Source organism: Mycobacterium sp. 852002-10029_SCH5224772 (assembly GCF_001667315.1).
In the GTDB taxonomy this organism is placed as follows: Bacteria; Actinomycetota; Actinomycetes; order Mycobacteriales; family Mycobacteriaceae; genus Mycobacterium.
The window spans coordinates 77,346-93,317 of the sequence record NZ_LZHT01000106.1; the positions used below are offsets into that span (position 1 = coordinate 77,346).

The following is a 15,972-nucleotide window of genomic DNA, read 5'->3' on the forward strand; positions in this document are numbered from 1 at the left end:
ATAGTTGCACGTTGTGCACAGTTTGCAGTCAAAGGTGTCAGGTTGGCGATGGGGAGGACGATGGGGTGGTGCTCTAAAGCTTCGGCAGGTCGTACCATAACCGTTGTCGCACAATATCATTCGATCAGCTACGGACGGGGAAGCGCCGGGCTCGGGCGAGTCAGCCGCTGGGCGTGAGCGCGCCCCGCAGATAGTCGCATTGACTGTCGAAGAACTTCGCCGATATCGCCGCTTTGTCCGCAATCTGGTCGAACGCGTGAAATGCCCCTGGGACAATCTCCTCCTGCACGGGAACGCCCGACTCCCGCAGGCGCCGCGCGTACTCCAGACTCTCCGCGTAAAAGAGGTCTAGCGTTCCGACGCCGATCCAGGCGGGCGGCAAGCCCGACAAATCCTTTCGTCGAGCCGGCGCCGCCTGTTCCGGATCGGCACCGTTGAGGTACCACTGCCACGCCAATTGGTTGTCGGACTCGGTCCACATGATCCGTCTGGGACCGTCGCGCCTGGCGCCGGTGCGATCGTCAAGCATCGGATACACCAGCATTTGGAAAGCGATCGTGACGTCGCCGCGGTCGTGCGCCCGCTGCGTCACCGCGGCCGCGAAATGCCCACCGGCGCTGGCCCCGCCGACGGCGACTCGATCTGGGTCGACCCACGGCTGGCGCGCCAACCAGAGCAGGGCCGCATAACAATCCTCGACCGGTATCGGGTAGGGGTGTTCGGGCGCCAACCTGTGTTCCACCGCCGCAATCGCTACCCCGGTGCGCTGAGACAGCTGGCGCAGGTACTTATCGTCCTGTGCGGCGTGGCCCATGATGGTGCCGCCGCCGTGGATCCACAGCAGTGCGGGGGCGTGGTCGGGAAGCCCGGCGGGACGATGCAGACGGACGCTGACGTGCTCGTTGACCGCGGCGACTGGCACGGTGCGGATGCGGCCGGCGTTGCCCATCAGGTTCATAAGGGCGCGTTGCAGCTTCAGGCCGCGATGCAAGGCGTAGCCGCGAGGCACGAATCGGGCCACCTTGCGAAGACCGGGATCCAAGACGTGGGGCGACGTGAAGGCGTTGTCGGGGAGCCTTTTCGCCATCGAATGCCCTCTGTTCCCTTGCGCCGGCAGACATGCCGACCATACAGGACGGACGTAGTGTCGATGAGTAGAATTTGAACGGTGTGCGCGTTGGTCAGCGCATTGGGCAAGCGGCACAGTCCGTTTCAGGGCGTACCGGCTTCGTGGTCGGTTAGTGCGCGCACGACGTGACCGAACATGGTCGTTTTTATCGCGCCGAGCGTGCCCGGATCTTTGCCCTGCAACGGGCGAAGTTCGGCGACGGCGGTGTCGGTGACGGCGTCCGCCGGGCAGGCGACGTCGACGATGCCGAATTGTTCTGCATCAGGACCGCTGAAGCGTCGGCCGGTAGTCATCGAGGCGACTGCCGCGCGAGGAGTGAGTTTGGATTGGATGAGCGCGGCCATGCCGGGGTTGAACGGGATGCGGATGTCGACCTCGGGAAAGCAGAAGTATCCGCGATCGGCGCGCATCACGCGGAAGTCATGCGCGACGGCCAGCATCGCCCCGGCACCGAACGCGTGACCGACCACGGCGGCGGCCGTGGGGATCGGCAGCGTCAGCATGTGCGCCAGCAGTCGGTGTACGCGGTTGATGTACCACTGAGCCTGATCGGTGTGGGCGCTCAGCCATTCCAAATCCAGTCCGTTGGAGTAGAACTTTCCGCCGGCGGTGGTGACCATCCCCTGGGCGCCGTCTGAGATGGCTTGGTCAAGCGCATCCTCAAGGTCATCCAGAAAGGCGGGGGAGAAACGGTTCTCATCTTCCCCCAGGCGGATGATGGCGATTTTGTCGTCGTAGTCCAATTTCACAGTCATGTCTTTCCTCTGAATTCCACTCGTATTTCCTAAGATTGGTCAGCCGCGTCGTTGCCGCAGAGGGGGAGGCCCGACACCGAGCACGGCGCGCACGGCCGCGTGCAGGTGCGCGCGTGCCGTGGTGCTTCCGAGGCGATCTCGGCGGAGCAGCAGTGCGGTGGGCAGGTCGACGACACAGCTGGTTATTGCGTCCACCGCGGCTGCGTCTTTGCGGTCCCACACCGCGATAGCAAGTCGGACCATCAGTGCGACAAGGAGTTTGTCGAGGCGGCGCAGTTCATCGGCAACATCGTCAGGAATGTCGTCGGCGAGGACTTCCTCGCGGCGCACACGCAAGAGGAGCGTTGATGAGCCGGGATATTGCTCAGTGAACACGACCGGCGCGTCGGCAGCGGCCACCACAGCTTCGATGGGGCCGCCTGGGTCGCTACCGGCCGCGGCGTTGTCGACCAGCGCAGTCTGTACCGCCAGAAAACGCCGGCCCGCCCGCAACCACGCCTGGCCCATCAGGCCACCCCGCGATGTGAACGTGTGGTACACAGCGCCGTTGGAGACACCTACCGCCGCGCCGATCGCCCGGATGGTCACCGCGCTTGCGCCCGACCGCGCCACCAGGTCCTCGACGGCGTCGAGCACGGCGTCGGGATCATGCATGCGCGGGCGTGGCACGCGATCACTATAACAGAGCATCTGCTCTATTAATCGTGCCTTTCCTGATGGCCGCTTATCGATTAAGGCGGGCCGCGGGCCAGGGTCAGACCGTGGTGCTGCGCCGGTTAGCATCGGTTGTCCGGACGTCGATGCGGAAGGGTAAGGCTTTGGCTGCGATCCCTGTCATCGCGCTCACCGGTCATCTCGGCGCCGGCAAGACGACGCTGCTCAACCACCTGTTACGCCATCCCGGCACACGAATCGGTGTGGTGGTCAACGACTTCGGCGACATCAACATCGACGCTGGCCTGGTGGCCGGCCAAGTCGACGAGCCGGCCTCGATCGCCGGAGGTTGCATCTGCTGCCTGCCCGACGGCGGTGGGCTCGATGACGCACTCATCAGACTCGCCGACCCGGCGAGGCGCCTCGATGCGATCGTCGTCGAGGCCAGCGGCCTGGCCGACCCGGCGGCGATCGCGCGGATCATCGGCTTCAGTGAGATACGCGGGGTCCGGTTGGGTGGGCTGGTCGATGTCGTCGATGCGGTGAACCACTTCGACACCGTCGACCGCGGCACACTACCGCCGGTGCGCTACGGCGCGGCGTCGCTGATCGTGGTCAACAAGCTTGATCAGGTGGCCGAGACGGAACGCCCGGCCGTGGTGCAACGGGTCACACAGCGAGCCGCCCAATGCAACCCGCGCATACATGTCGTCGGCACAACCGGCGGCCGGATAGATCCAGAGCTACTCTTCGATCCGTCCGCCAACTCCCAACAGGCTGGGCAGCTTTCGTTTCTGGACCTGGCCCCCGAGCACGACCATGAACACGTCCACGCCGATGCCGTCACCGTGAGCAGCGCGGGTTGTGTCGACCCCGATGCGCTGTTCGACCTCCTCGAACAGCCGCCGCCGCACGTGTTCAGGTTGAAAGGCATCGTGGCTGTGCGGAACCGCACGACCGTCCACGAATATGTCGTCAACCTGGTGGGTAGCGCGATCCACATCGCGAAGGCGCCACCGGGGGCGCTGGCCAATTCTCTCGTGGCAATCGGCATGCATCTCGATGTTCCCGCCGTACGCGCGCGACTCGACAACGCGCTGCTGCCCGCGTCGGGGCCGGCGTCGGCACAGGCATCACGGCGGCTTCAGCGGTACCGTCGGCTCAGCGCGTGAGCATGATCCGGCAAGATACGTCGTGATGTCATCTTCGCTCGGCGATGTGCTCGCCACCTTGGAGCTCGAGAGGGTCGGCCAGTGCCTCTTCGTCGGGCAGCAGCTGCCGGCGCCCGCCAATCACATTCTCGGCGGGCATATCTCGGCTCAGGCTTTATTGGCGGCAAGCCACACGGCGCCGGGTCGAGCACCGCACAGCGTTCACACGTACTTCCTGCGGCCTGGCGACTCGCGTCGGCCGGTGGACTTCGAAGTTGTCGACCTCCAAGAAGGCCGGACATTTTCGGCGCGACGGGTCACCGCACGCCAAGACGGCAAGATTCTGATGGAAGCGATGTCGTCGTTCAAAGTCGCCGATTCCGCACCCGCTCAGGTGATCTACCAGCCACCTATGCAACAGGCTCCCAGCCCAGAGTCCCTGCCCTGGGTTGCGCCGCACCTGGCGGAGTCCGACGAGAGCGCCCAAGGGCGGTGGGCGAGCCTGCGCTGGTTCGAGCGCCGGATCATCGACACCGAGGCCCCTCCGCCCGCACGGTCGCGGATGTGGTGGCGCCCCGATGGACAGGTTCCCGATGACCCAGTGCTGACCGCCAGCCTGGTCGCCTACCTGTCGGCGGTGACGTTGACCGAGCCGGCGTATGCGGCACGCGGCGGTGTTGGGACGTCGGCACAGCGTGATCATTCGGTGTGGTTCCATGCTCCGGCAGCGTTGTCGGATTGGCTTCTCTACGACCGGTCGTCGCCGAGTAGCGCTGGGTCGCTGGCGCTGGCGAGCGGGGCGATGTTCAACCGCAACGGCGAACTGGTGTGCACGGTGAAACAAGAGATGTACTTTCCGCCACACACATCCTGAAACCGCAGCCGCCTCAGGGGCGCATGGGCTAGACGGGCAATCATCGACGCGTCGCTGTGTTATCAATAACCGTGCGCCGCAAGGTTATTCGTCACAGTGACGTATTACCGGCGATGGGCGGGGAGGGGGATCGGGGGTTCCACGGACCGGTTCAGGCATACGGCAGACCGGCGACGCGCGTCGTCGCCCTGTCTGTCATCCCGCGCTCGTCGGAGTGTCAGTGCTGTGGGTGCCGGCGCCAAGTGTGACGAACGTCAACCGGGAACAGTGACCTAGGTCATGGCCCGACCAACGGCAATCGGGTCATCCTGACCGTTCGTTTTGCATATCTAATGGCTGGGAGCGCGATGGCCGACCTTGACTTTGCCTATGACCTGACCCTCGATGAGGCGCGCAGACGTAGCGCTGTGCTTGAAGCGATCGGTGACGACTGGGACCCCGTCGCCGTCCTGAGCGAGGAGCAGAAGGCCTACGACCTGCTGTACTCGAATCTCGATGACGAGCAGCAGCGGGTCTATGACGCGTTGGTGCGCGCCGGCGTTCTGCCCGAACGGACCGGTGCTCGTGCTGCCGATTGATCCGACCGCCGACCGCGGTCGCCGCGCATGGCTACCGTGCCCGCGCTGCGATCACCGGGCCATATGTGGCGATTGCCGAAGCAGTCGCAACTGCGATACGCACTGGCAGTATCTGCTGAGCAACAAGGGCACGCTGGTTCACCTGCAGTGCTCGGATTGCGGCCATCTCTGGTCGACCGACACGCATCGCCGCACGCGCCCCACGCGGTGGGGACACAAACAGAACTGACACCGACCCACACCGTATTCTAATATCCTTGCGCTGCAACAATATTCGTCACAGTGACGTATTGTCGGCGATAGGTGGGGGGAGGGAGTCGGGGTGTCCGGGGACGGCGCGGGCATGTAACACCCTGGTGGCCAGCCACGAGCCGTCCGTTATCGGCCGGCGCGAGCAAATACGCCGGCGAGTGCATCCAGGGTGGCCGGCACTAGCCGGTAGTAGGCCCATTTGCCGCGTTGGGTTCGTTCTAGTAGGCCGGCCTCGACCAGGATCTTGAGGTGGTGTGACACGGTCGGTTGGGACAAACCGACCGGGCTGGTCAGGTCGCAGACGCATGCTTCGGCGCCGTCATGGCCGGCTATCAACGACACCAGCCGCAGTCGGGTCGGCTCACCCAGCGCCTTGAGTATGGCGGCCAGCCGCTCGGCGGCCGCTGAATCCAGCACCGTATCGGCGATGGGGCGACAGCACGCCTCGAGATCGGCCACAAGTAGCGATCCATCGGATTGCGCTGAGGTCGGGATCGTCGTAGGCATGAACCCAGTATGGCACACATTGACAGTCATCGATGGATCGTGCATGCTATGTCCCATAGACATCTGTCGATGAGAGGAGTATCGGAATGGCCGAGACTACGGATGGCCAGCTGCGGGATCAGGTTCGTGCCAGCTACGGGGCGGCTGCCACCGCGATCAGCAGCGGCGCGACCAACAGCGATGTGCTCACCGCGGCGAGCTGCTGCGGGTCGAGCGATTCGGTCGACGTCGGCACCATCTTCGGCGCCGGTCTCTACGGTGACGACGAGCACTCTGAGCTGCCCGCCGAAGCCGTTGCGGCCAGCCTGGGGTGCGGCAACCCGACCGCGGTCGCCGACCTGCACCTCGGCGAACGCGTCCTGGACCTGGGCTCCGGCGGGGGCATCGACGTGCTGCTCTCGGCCCGCCGGGTCGGTCCGACCGGATTCGCTTACGGCGTTGACATGACCGATGAGATGCTTGCCCTGGCCGAGGCGAACAAGGCCAAAGCCGGTGTCACCAACGTCGAATTCCGCAAGGGCACCATCGAGGACATCCCGCTGCCCGACGCAGTTGTCGACGTGGTGATCTCCAACTGCGTGATCAACCTGTCGGCCGACAAGTCGGCCGTGCTCGCCGAGATGTTTCGGGTTCTGGTGCCCGGCGGGCGGATCGGGATTTCCGACGTCGTCGCCGAGGATCACCTTACCGCCGTGCAACGGGCCGAACGCGGGTCTCACGTCGGCTGCATCGCCGGAGCCCTGTCCAACCAGGAATACCTCGACGGCCTGACCGCAGCCGGATTCGTCGATGCCTCCGTGGCCTTCACGCACGAGGTTGCCGACGGCATGCACGGCGCGATCATCCGCGCCACCAAACCCGCAACATCGGTCAGCGGCTAAACCGGCACGGAGCCGAATGCGAGCGACTCCAGGCCCATTGACCGATCCACTGTCCGTTGTCATTTGATCTGAGGCACCCATGGCCGCTTGACCTGCGGTGCCTCAGATCAAGTGACAACCGGCAACGGATGGTTTGCCATTTAATCTGGGGTAAGTCGACTTTCGTGGCAGCAAGGGAGCTTGGTGGGGTATCAGTTGTCTCTGGAGAGGGGTCGCCTGTGGGGCAGGTGCGGGAGGATTCGGACGCGCCTGTCCAGCGCGCGGCCGGGGTTTGTCAGCCATCAGCGGACACTGCTTGGTTCCGGCTGGGGCCTGAAGCGGCCGCCAGAAACCCCGGCCCGCGCTCGCGCCGTCGACACAGTCCACGTCAGCCTCGCTCACCGGTTCCCGAAACGCCCTGACCATGCATGGTCAATCCACCAGTGGATCTACGATCAGCAACTCAGTGCGGCCCGCCGGCCGCGATGGCGGTGCCGCACGTTGGGCCACCAGCTGGCTTCGCGCAGCAGTGTGGCGATGGCGGGGACGGTAAGGGTGCGCACCAGGAAGGTGTCGAGGAGTAGTCCGCAGCCGATGATGAGCCCGGCCTGGATCATGATGGCTATCGAGCCGGTGGTGAGGCCGAACATGCTGGCGGCGAAGATCAGGCCGGCTGAGGTGATGACGGAGCCGGTGTTGGCGACGGTGCGTAGTACGCCGACGCGGATATTGCGTCCGGATTCTTCGCGCAGCCGTGAGACGAGCAGCATGTTGTAGTCGGCGCCGACTGCTACCAGGATGATGAACGCCAACAGCGGTACCGGCCAGGCGATTTCGTATCCGAGGCCCCATTGGAATATCAGAACGCCGATGCCTAGTGAGGCCAAGTAGTTCAACACGACGGTGCCCAGCAGGTACAACGGGGCCACTATGGCGCGCAGCAACATCACCAGGATGAGCCCGACAATGAGCAGGGTGGCGATGGCCAGTTGGGCGAAGTCCGCCCGCAGCAATCGCTGGATGTCGGAGTTGACGGCGGGGAACCCGGCAACCGAGACGGTGGCGTCGGCCAGTGAGGTGTTGGGGCGCGCCGCGTTGGCAACGTCGACGATCTCGTGTGCCAGGCGGATTGCTGCGCCACTGTAGGGGTCGGGGGTCGATTCGATGGCAAAGCGTGCGGTTTTGCCGTCGGCTGACAGGAATTGTTTCGCTACATCGGCGAATCGGCGGTTCTCAAAGACATTGGCGGGCAGGTAGAAGCCGCTGGCGGAGTCCGAGGAGGCGCTGGCGCGAGCGGAGTTCTGCAGTTGGGTGGCGATCTGGTTCATCCCGGACAGCAGTTCGATGTTGCTGTCGACCAGCGTGTGCACGCCGGTCGCCAGTGCTTGGGCGCCCGCGGCGAGTTGGCTGATGCCGTCTTGGAGTCGACTGATGTTGCCGGCCAGGTCGGCGGGATCACCGAGGGCTCCGAAGGCCTTGTCCAAGGCGGTGACCGCGGTTTGGACATTGGCGAGGGTGCCGGCCACGGTGGCATTAGTGTCGGGGTTGTAGTGGTCGCCGAGGTCGGCGACCTCGGTGAAGAATCCGCTGTCGCGCAAGCTCACCAGAATCTGAACTTGATCGCGGATTTGGGCGCACTGCGGTGTGGTGGCGCACCACGGGGAGGTGTTGAGGGCGCCGACGAGGGGGTCGAGGATGGCGATGGCGTTTTGGGCTTGTTCGGCCAGGGGCCGCAGCCCGGGGCCGGATTGGATGGCTTGGTCGACGGCCGGGGCGGTGGCTGAAAGCTGTTGCAGCAAAGGCTGGAACCGCTGAACCTGAGTGCCGGCGGACTGAGCTTGAGCCAGTATCCCGGTCAGTGGTGTCAAAGCGCTGCGCAGGGTGGTGTCAAGCTGAGCGAGCCCGCCGGCGAGTTGGTCGGCGCCGTCGGTGAGCCTGGCGAGATCGTCCTTGCGTTCGTTGCCGTCGGCGACGGCGCCAGCCAACTTGTCGCCGATCTGGCCGTTCTGCCACGAGAGTTGGGCCTGCTCGAGGCGCTCTCCGGTGGGCCGGGTGACCCCGGAAACTTTTTTGACGCCGGGAATCTGGGAGATGCGGGAGGCCATTTCGTCGAGGTCGGCCAGCCCCTTACCGGTGCGCATGTCGGTGGGGCTTTCCACGACCAGGAATTCGGGGATGACGATATCTTTGCCGAAGTGGCGGTCCAGCAGCTGGTAGCCCTGGTTGCTGGCGGTGCTGGTGGGCTGGCCTTTGCGGTCGTCGTAGCTGATTTTCATCGTCGCCGCGACTCCTGCCAGAGCCAGCAGGATGACCAGGCTGGTGATCAGCAACCGGCCGGGGCGCCGGACCACCGCGACGGCGACGCTGTTCCAGTACCGGCGGGTGCGATCGGATTTTGGTTCGCCGATACCGCGTTTGGCGGCCAGCGCCAGCACCGGCGGCAGCAGCGTGACCGTGGCTGCGAATCCGACGAGCACCGCGACCGCGCACGCCGGGCCGAGCGCGGCGAACACACTCAGGCGGGCGAAGACCATCGCCAAAAACGCGAACGCGACGGTGGCCGCCGAGGCCAGGATCACCCGGCCGATGCTGGCTGTAGCGTGGATAACGGCCTGATCGGCGGGCACCTGCGCGCGGCGCTGCTCGTGATAGCGGCTGATCAAAAACACCGTGTAATCGGTGCCCGCGCCCAGCAGGATCGCGGTCATAAACGCCACGGTGAACTGCGACACAGGCATACCCATCTCGCCCAGTGCGGACAGCGCACCGCGCCCGACGGCCAGGCTCACCCCGATCACCAGCAGCGGCAGCAGCGCGGTGAACACCGACCGGTACACGATCAGCAGGATCAGCGCGATCAGACCTGCAGTCGCGATCGAAATCAGCAGCAGGTCGTGCTCGGCAGAAGCGATCATGTCACTGAACGTCGCCGGCGGCCCCGTCACATACGCCGTGGTCGACGTGCCGGCGAACACCCCAGCGGCGATGTCGCGCACCGCCTGCACGGAGGCGGCCGCGGTGGGATCACCCAGCGTGCCGGCCACGCCCACCGGCAGATACCAAGCCTGGTGGTCGTGGCTGACCGCGTGGGCCGCGGTGACCGGGTCGGCCAGCAGGTCTTCAACCAGCAAGACGTGATCGGTGTCGGCGCGCAGCCGCGCCACCAGCTGGTCGTAGTGCTGCCGCGCCGCGGGGGTCAACCCGGCGGGGTCTTCCATCGCGACGAACACCATCGTTTTGGAACCCTGTTCGCCGAACGCCGCGCTCATGCGGTCCACCGTTTGAAACGACGGCACATCGCGCGGGAGCAGGTTCACCGACTGCTGCCGCACCACCGTCTCCAACTGGGGAAACAACAGCGCCAGCACCACCGCAACGCCGACCCATGCCCCCATCACCAGCGCCTTGTGCCGCACCGTGAACCCAGCCAGCGCCGCCAACCGCGCGCTGTACTCGCTGGAATCGGCCGTAGGGGTCGAACGACCATTGCGCTTCAGCAGTGTCGCCGTGGTACCCGAGAAGTCCCGATCGCCGTCGGCCACCACACCTCCATCAAACGAAACTATCGATATCGCTACGCTACTCGCAGTACCACATCGGTCGATACATGCGCTATTCAGCGGCGCACGCGCGACGCAGCGCGGAATAGACCATTAACGACGTGCGGCGAGATCTACCTCGGCGTCGTCGGCCTCGGGGATGTCATAGCGGACCACCCGGACCCGCCCATGCGGCAGGCACGCCATGTAGCCGTGGTGCCTGCCGTACAACTCCCAGGCGGTGACCTGCGGGTGGGCGTCAACATCGATGCGGTGTCCGCTGGAAAATCCAAGGTGCAGCCCACCACCATCGCCGCACCATGCCTGCGTACACACCGCGCCGGCGAGATCCAGCAGTGGGCGCTCATGAGTCGCGACCCGGCCGGGATCGATGAACACTGCCTCGACCGGAAAGTCACCGACGGCGGGCAGCGTAAGCCGCAGCGGGCGGTAAATGACCACCTCATTGCAGTCATCGAAGTCCAACACCAGCCCATCACGCAGCGACACGCGTTGCACAACGCACGCTTGAATCCATTGGGGGTACATGGCGCCTCCGTCGGCACATCCTCGGGTGATGCACAAATAGTACTACTAGTAGCGCTCCGCTACTAGTAGTAGCGGTAACTGCGAGCCACGGAGGCCGAACGGACACTACGGCGCTCCCACTACGAACCGTTTCGCTGCGCTACCGTTAGTGCCATAACCGTCGGCCTAAGCGCGCAACGCCGGCCAAAAACGCAGAAGCAGCGAGGTGAGCCAGGGTGAGCAGCCGGCTGGAGTTCGGCCACGACGACGGCAACGACGATGACAACATCGACCCCCGCCGGATCCGATCCCGCAATCGCCTACTGGACGCAGCGGCCGCACTGCTCACCAGCGGCGGCATTGAGGCCGTCACCATCGATGCGGTCACCAAAGCCTCCAAGGTGGCTCGCACCACCCTCTACCGCCATTTCAACAACTCGTCGCAGTTGCTCGCAGCGACCTTCGAGCGGCTGCTACCTCAAGTCACCCCGCCCGCACCGGCCAGTGGAACGCTGCGCGAACGGCTCATCGAACTGCTCACCCGCCAGGCCGCCTTATTCGCCGACGCTCCGCTGCACGTCACCGCGCTGGCCTGGCTCGCCCTGGGCCCCACCGCAACCACCGATCACACCAGCGGTGAGCACGCCCCCAGGGCGCTACGCGCACGAGTCATTGACCAATACCGACAACCCTTCGACGCCATCCTGCAAAGCACCGAAGCCCGCGCCGAACTCGGCGACTTCGACGTCGAACTCGTACTGTGCCAACTCATCGGGCCATTCGCCTTCGCGCGAATGACCGGCCTGCGCACCATGGCTGCCCACGACTGCACACGCATCGTCGACGACTTCCTCGCCGCCCACCGTCACAACGACAGCGAACCCGCAACCACACAGGCCGGCGATATTTTCACCGCAGGTCAGGCAGCAAATAGTGCCTCAGGTCAAACGAGAACGGACACCCGCGCTGGCCGTGGCTGACGCGCGGGGACTGTCGCGGTAACGGTGTAAGTGGGCCTGACGGCCCCCGGTGTGTCGGGGGCGGAAAGGTCGCTAGAATGACCGAGACTGTCGTGGCTGTGGAGCCATCGCAGAACAGTGAAGAACAGGCCGCTACCGCGGCGATCGAAGCCCCCCAAAATCGTGAGGTCGACGAGCTGGAAGTCGCCCGCGAACTGGTGCGCCAGGCCCGAGATGCCGGGGTGGCACTCACCGGCCCGGACGGGTTACTCAACGCTGCGGGCTCGTTCCCTGCCTTGGGAACCGGGCCTGCTAATGCGTGTGGCACTGAGTTGCTGATCGTCGATCCAGTGTTCGATGGGCTGGTTCTGGTCACGGTGTTGGGGAAATTGGCGGCCAACGCTGGCGTAGACCGCATCGACGGCGTGGGCTCGGGCCGGTGTTGCTACCGCGGTGTTCCAAATCTGGCGACGAGCATCCGCCAAGATTCCGGCCAACGCGATCAAATCGGGGTACGTAGCGATGTAGGCGTCGATGTCGGCGTTCGCGGACGACAGTGTGAACCGGCTTGTCCAGCCCGACCACCGGCGGTGGATCCGAGTGGCGTCCCTAACCGCGAAGTCCAGCATGTCGTTGTGACGGTGATGCAGTCGCGCATGGCGCTGAGCGGCGGCGATCACGGCAGGCGCGCAGCGCAGATCGCGTTGATCGTCGAGGGTGTGGGTGCCCGGACCGATCCAGCGACGGTGCCGGTGGCAGACGGTGGCGTGGTCGGGGAACCAGCAGTAGACGGGCTCGTAGACACCGCGGCGTGCCATGCACAGCCGGCACGCGGGTCGGGCGTGGCGGCGTTGTCGGGTGGTGTCGCGGTCGCGGCCGACCAACCCTATTAGCCGGGTCTGCAGAGTGACCAATGGGTGGCTGCTGGCGTTTGCCAGCCAGTCCGGCCGGGGACAACAAATCGCTGGACCGTCGGCCAGGTAGCGGCGCAGCTGTCTGGGGTCTAGGTGGTTGGCGTGCGCGAGGCGATCAAGGTAGGACTGGACCGTCTCGGCGTGAAACGGTGTGACAGTTCGGGGCAATCGCATGGCAGGGCCCCGAGGCCATGTCGGTCGGGTAGCTATCTCAGCTGGCATGACGCTGTGCCGATGTTTGGGCCGCGTAGTCGATTAGCACCGTGTCCATCAGATCTTTGGTAACACTCTCGGTTTCATCGAGCATGCTACGGATAGCCGCCGAACGGATCAGGTGCGCCAGGCTTCCGATCATGCCGCCGGTGCGTTGGTGCAGGTACTTGGCCTCGGCGACAAGCGTTCCCGCGGTGTGACCGTGCAGGCGTAGGGTGCCTTCCATCGCGGCCACCAGCGACTTCCATTCACCGGCGAAAGGAAACGGGCTGGTGTTGATCACACCGCATCGGCCGGCGAGCTGTCGTCCGCGGGTGCCGGTGAAGACACCGGAGCGTTCGACGTCGATGCCGGCGTAGATGAAGGTGGCTGGCAGGTGTTCGGTGAAGTACTTCAGGTGATCGGAAAGTTCCTCGCCGGCGCGGGTATCGAGGTTGAGGTTGTGGATCTCGTCGACGATCACGATGTCGGTGCGGGTGTCGATGAGGACCTGACAGACGGCGTCGGCGATGTCAGTGACATTCACCCGCGGTTGCATCGGCGGAAGGCCCAGAAATCGTGCGAACTCCATCGCGAGTTTGCGTGGCGAGCCTTTCGGCGGTGCGGTCACATACACCACCGGGATCCGGGACTTGTCGGCGAATCGTGTCCGGATACGCAGTTCGTGAAACCGGCCGAGTTGTTTGACCGCGGTAGTCTTCCCGGTTGCGGCTGCCCCGGAAATGATCAGCCCGCGCCGGGCGCCGATCTCGCGTTGGTTGAGCAGGGTCAGCAGCCGACCCTCGTTGGTGATGCGCTGGATCGCCGATGTGGTGACCACGACCAGCTCACTGTGATGCGCTACCCGGGCTTCGTTGTAATTGGTCCGCTCGATCTCCGACAGGGCGCTCCACTGCGCATCGGGCAACAGAGTGAACTCGGGCGGATCCGCATCAACGAAACGGCGCCAACCCTCCAGCGTGGTAGTGGGTTGGCGCCGGTCCTCGAGTTGACTCACCGGGGCAAACGTGTTCACAACCGCCACGACTCAGCCTCCTTGCGTGCATCGAACACCGGAAGTGGAATGACCTGCGCGATCTCGGTGTCCTCGGCGTCCTCATCACCGCCTGGCGGCGGGTCCGCCTCGGCGAAGGGTTCGGCGGCGTCCGGGCGGGGCCACGCCGGCGCCGCGGTCGCTCGCGTTCGACCCGCCACCCGGCGATCCTTCGATTCCTGTGCGGAGGATGCGGGGCCTTGCGCGGCCCGGTCAAGCAGTTCATCGGCCGCGCGGGCGATCTCGGATTCGGTCGCCTGATCCTGCCCGCGTTGGGCCAGCACGGTGCGCGCGTGCTGCCATACCGATTCGCCGAACGGCGCCGGGCGGGTGCGCAAATGCGTCCAGGTCACGGCCAGCCAGCCCTCGTCGTGATGGTTGCGCACCCAGATCCGCGACACGTCGTAGGGGTCGTAGCGCACTTCCCACCGGCCCTTCTTGGATTCCACCCCCGAGTGCTGGCGGCGGTAGGGGTTGAGTGCCTTGGCGTCGTAGGTGCGGTTGTTGACCCGAATCCCGTAGGAATTGATGCGCCGCCAGCACGACGGCAGCAACTCGATGTAATCGTCGGCCGACAGCGGGACCGGAACATAGCCGGTGACTTCAACCAATGCGGCGTACTTCTCGTTCGGCGTCAGCGCCTTGCCCGGCGTGACGGGGTCACGCAGCCCGTCGTGGGGCCGGTTCTGCCACACCGCGACGATCCACTCGTCCAGCAGTGCCTGCAGCTCCACGATCGACCACACCGCATCCTGTTCGGCGTTCTTGCCGCGCCGCTCGACGCTGGAGCCGACATATCCGGCGACATGCTGGGCGAACAAGGTGGCCACCGACTGCAGCGTCCGCTCGATCTTGGGTTTGTCGGTCGGCGTATCCGGATGGGCGGGCTGCAGGTTGATCCCCAGCGTGCAACACGCTTGCCGAAACGTTTGCGACAGATATGCCTTCCCGTGGTCGCACACGACGGTCTCCGGGGCGATCACCGGCCGGGCGGCCGCATCAGCCAACCGCTGATCCACGCCGGTCAAACAGCGATGCGGCAGCACCGATCGCGACATTCGCAGCGCATCCGACCACCCCGGCCGCATCGACTCCGGCGTCAACGCCCGGGCCAGCAGCAGCGCCGCGTCGACCCCTTTGGTCGTGGGCCGCAACACCGCGGCCGGAATCGAGCGGGTCGCGTCGTCAACCATGCCGGTCAGCTCGACCCGGTCCACCGTGCCGTCATCGAGGACCACCCGCACATCCAGTGGAGTCGAATCAATCTCGACCATCTCACCGGGCCGTGCCACCGTCAGCACACCGAACGGGCCATCTGGCTGTTTGGCCAGCGAACGGCGGGTGCGTGCCGAGCCGAACGTGTGCCGGCCCGCCGACAACCTCTTCACCAGGCGATAGAAAGTGCGCTGCGAGGGCAGCGCCGGAGCGTCCTGCGCGCCGTATTGAGCCACCAACGATTTTGTCACTCGCCGCTGCAAGCGACTCACCGTCCCGGTCGACAGGTCGGTCTCCTCATCGATGGCTTGCCGCAGCGCGGCCACCAGCCGCTCGTCAACCCGGCCAAACACCGGCCGGCGGGGAATGTGACGACGATCGACAACGCCCAACAGGCCGTCTCGTTCGTAGGCATAGCGTTGCCGCTGCAACGTGTTCAAGCTGATCTCGTGGCCGGCCGACTGCAGCTCGGCGAGCTTCGCCAGCTCGCGCTGCCGCAGCGAACACGACGTCGGATCGAACTCGGGTCGCGGCCGCCTCCCTGCCTCGGCGTCAACCCGTCGACCCGTCAACACCTCGATCAAGTGCCGCTCCCACCAGCGGGCACGCTCAGCTGCAGCCTCCGGCACACCGGCCAAGGCTTCCTCAGAGCACAGCGCGGGCCGCGACCCCGACACCAACTCCAACGTCGGGTCACCCAGCAGCCGAGACAGGGGTACCACCGACTGCCCGCCGACCGCATCAGTCAGCCTGGCCGCGCCACCGGAAAGTGTGGCAATCGTGAACACTCCATCGGATAAACGGATTTCAT

At 65.3% G+C, this 15,972-nt stretch carries 14 protein-coding genes and 1 pseudogene; 6 read left to right on the top strand and 9 right to left on the bottom strand.

All coding sequences use genetic code 11. The features are described 5' to 3' along the window. Positions 1-160 precede the first annotated feature (160 nt). From A5775_RS18710 to A5775_RS18720, 3 genes are all read right to left on the bottom strand, one after another. Positions 161-1,087, bottom strand: a complete 927-nt coding sequence (locus A5775_RS18710; protein WP_067255647.1) for an alpha/beta hydrolase — start codon at positions 1,085-1,087, stop codon at positions 161-163. 125 nt (positions 1,088-1,212) lie between these two features. Beyond that, the gene (locus A5775_RS18715) at positions 1,213-1,884 is read right to left on the bottom strand and encodes an enoyl-CoA hydratase/isomerase family protein (RefSeq protein WP_067255649.1); all 672 of its coding nucleotides are present in this window, start codon (positions 1,882-1,884) and stop codon (positions 1,213-1,215) included. A gap of 39 nt (positions 1,885-1,923) precedes the next feature. Continuing rightward, positions 1,924-2,553: a TetR/AcrR family transcriptional regulator gene (locus tag A5775_RS18720; RefSeq protein WP_067255651.1), complete on the bottom strand. Its 630-nt coding sequence runs from the start codon at positions 2,551-2,553 to the stop codon at positions 1,924-1,926. 149 nt (positions 2,554-2,702) lie between these two features. On the opposite strand from A5775_RS18720, the gene A5775_RS18725 reads away from it, so the two are divergent. The 3 genes from A5775_RS18725 (at position 2,703) to A5775_RS18735 (ending at position 5,141) form a co-directional block, all read left to right on the top strand. Beyond that, positions 2,703-3,710 (top strand): GTP-binding protein, encoded by a 1,008-nt coding sequence (locus A5775_RS18725; protein ID WP_067255653.1) that lies wholly within the window; start codon positions 2,703-2,705, stop codon positions 3,708-3,710. Positions 3,711-3,735: 25 nt separating this feature from the next. Then, positions 3,736-4,563: an acyl-CoA thioesterase II gene (locus tag A5775_RS18730; RefSeq protein ID WP_067255888.1), complete on the top strand. Its 828-nt coding sequence runs from the start codon at positions 3,736-3,738 to the stop codon at positions 4,561-4,563. A gap of 347 nt (positions 4,564-4,910) precedes the next feature. Beyond that, a complete protein-coding gene (locus A5775_RS18735; protein ID WP_156660770.1) occupies positions 4,911-5,141 on the top strand; it encodes a DUF6400 family protein in 231 nt (76 codons plus the stop codon). Between the two features lie 378 nt (positions 5,142-5,519). Here A5775_RS18735 and A5775_RS18740 read toward each other — a convergent pair whose 3' ends face one another. Continuing rightward, positions 5,520-5,900: a helix-turn-helix transcriptional regulator gene (locus tag A5775_RS18740; RefSeq protein ID WP_067255658.1), complete on the bottom strand. Its 381-nt coding sequence runs from the start codon at positions 5,898-5,900 to the stop codon at positions 5,520-5,522. Between the two features lie 86 nt (positions 5,901-5,986). Here A5775_RS18740 and arsM point away from each other — a divergent pair, with 86 nt between their 5' ends. Then, on the top strand, positions 5,987-6,781 hold the full coding sequence (gene arsM, locus A5775_RS18745; RefSeq protein ID WP_067255661.1) for an arsenite methyltransferase: 795 nt from the start codon (positions 5,987-5,989) through the stop codon (positions 6,779-6,781). A gap of 434 nt (positions 6,782-7,215) precedes the next feature. On the opposite strand, the gene A5775_RS18750 is transcribed toward arsM, so the two are convergent. After that, positions 7,216-10,302 carry an RND family transporter gene (locus A5775_RS18750; protein WP_194074202.1) on the bottom strand — a complete coding sequence of 1,029 codons (3,087 nt, stop codon included), beginning with the start codon at positions 10,300-10,302 and terminating at the stop codon, positions 7,216-7,218. A 111-nt stretch (positions 10,303-10,413) separates the two neighbouring features. After that, a complete protein-coding gene (locus A5775_RS18755) occupies positions 10,414-10,848 on the bottom strand; it encodes a DUF6188 family protein (RefSeq protein WP_041317922.1) in 435 nt (144 codons plus the stop codon). Positions 10,849-11,063: 215 nt separating this feature from the next. Here A5775_RS18755 and A5775_RS18760 point away from each other — a divergent pair, with 215 nt between their 5' ends. Further along, positions 11,064-11,807 carry a TetR/AcrR family transcriptional regulator gene (locus A5775_RS18760; RefSeq protein WP_067255664.1) on the top strand — a complete coding sequence of 248 codons (744 nt, stop codon included), beginning with the start codon at positions 11,064-11,066 and terminating at the stop codon, positions 11,805-11,807. Positions 11,808-11,884: 77 nt separating this feature from the next. Further along, positions 11,885-12,064, top strand: a pseudogene (locus A5775_RS25055) (IS256 family transposase); the annotation flags it as partial. Here A5775_RS25055 and A5775_RS26315 read toward each other — a convergent pair. From A5775_RS26315 to A5775_RS18775, 3 genes are read right to left on the bottom strand one after another with little or no spacing between them, the layout of a single operon-like run. Continuing rightward, positions 12,053-12,922 carry a TniQ family protein gene (locus A5775_RS26315; protein WP_082953083.1) on the bottom strand — a complete coding sequence of 290 codons (870 nt, stop codon included), beginning with the start codon at positions 12,920-12,922 and terminating at the stop codon, positions 12,053-12,055. The pseudogene A5775_RS25055 and the gene A5775_RS26315 overlap by 12 nt on opposite strands. After that, entirely contained in the window at positions 12,912-13,937 is a 1,026-nt protein-coding gene (locus tag A5775_RS18770; protein WP_067255668.1) for an ATP-binding protein, read from the bottom strand. The genes A5775_RS26315 and A5775_RS18770 overlap by 11 nt, the downstream gene beginning before the upstream one ends. Then, positions 13,925-15,883, bottom strand: a complete 1,959-nt coding sequence (locus A5775_RS18775) for a Mu transposase C-terminal domain-containing protein (RefSeq protein ID WP_067255893.1) — start codon at positions 15,881-15,883, stop codon at positions 13,925-13,927. Before A5775_RS18775 ends, A5775_RS18770 begins: the two co-directional genes overlap by 13 nt. Between the last annotated feature and the right edge of the window lie 89 nt (positions 15,884-15,972).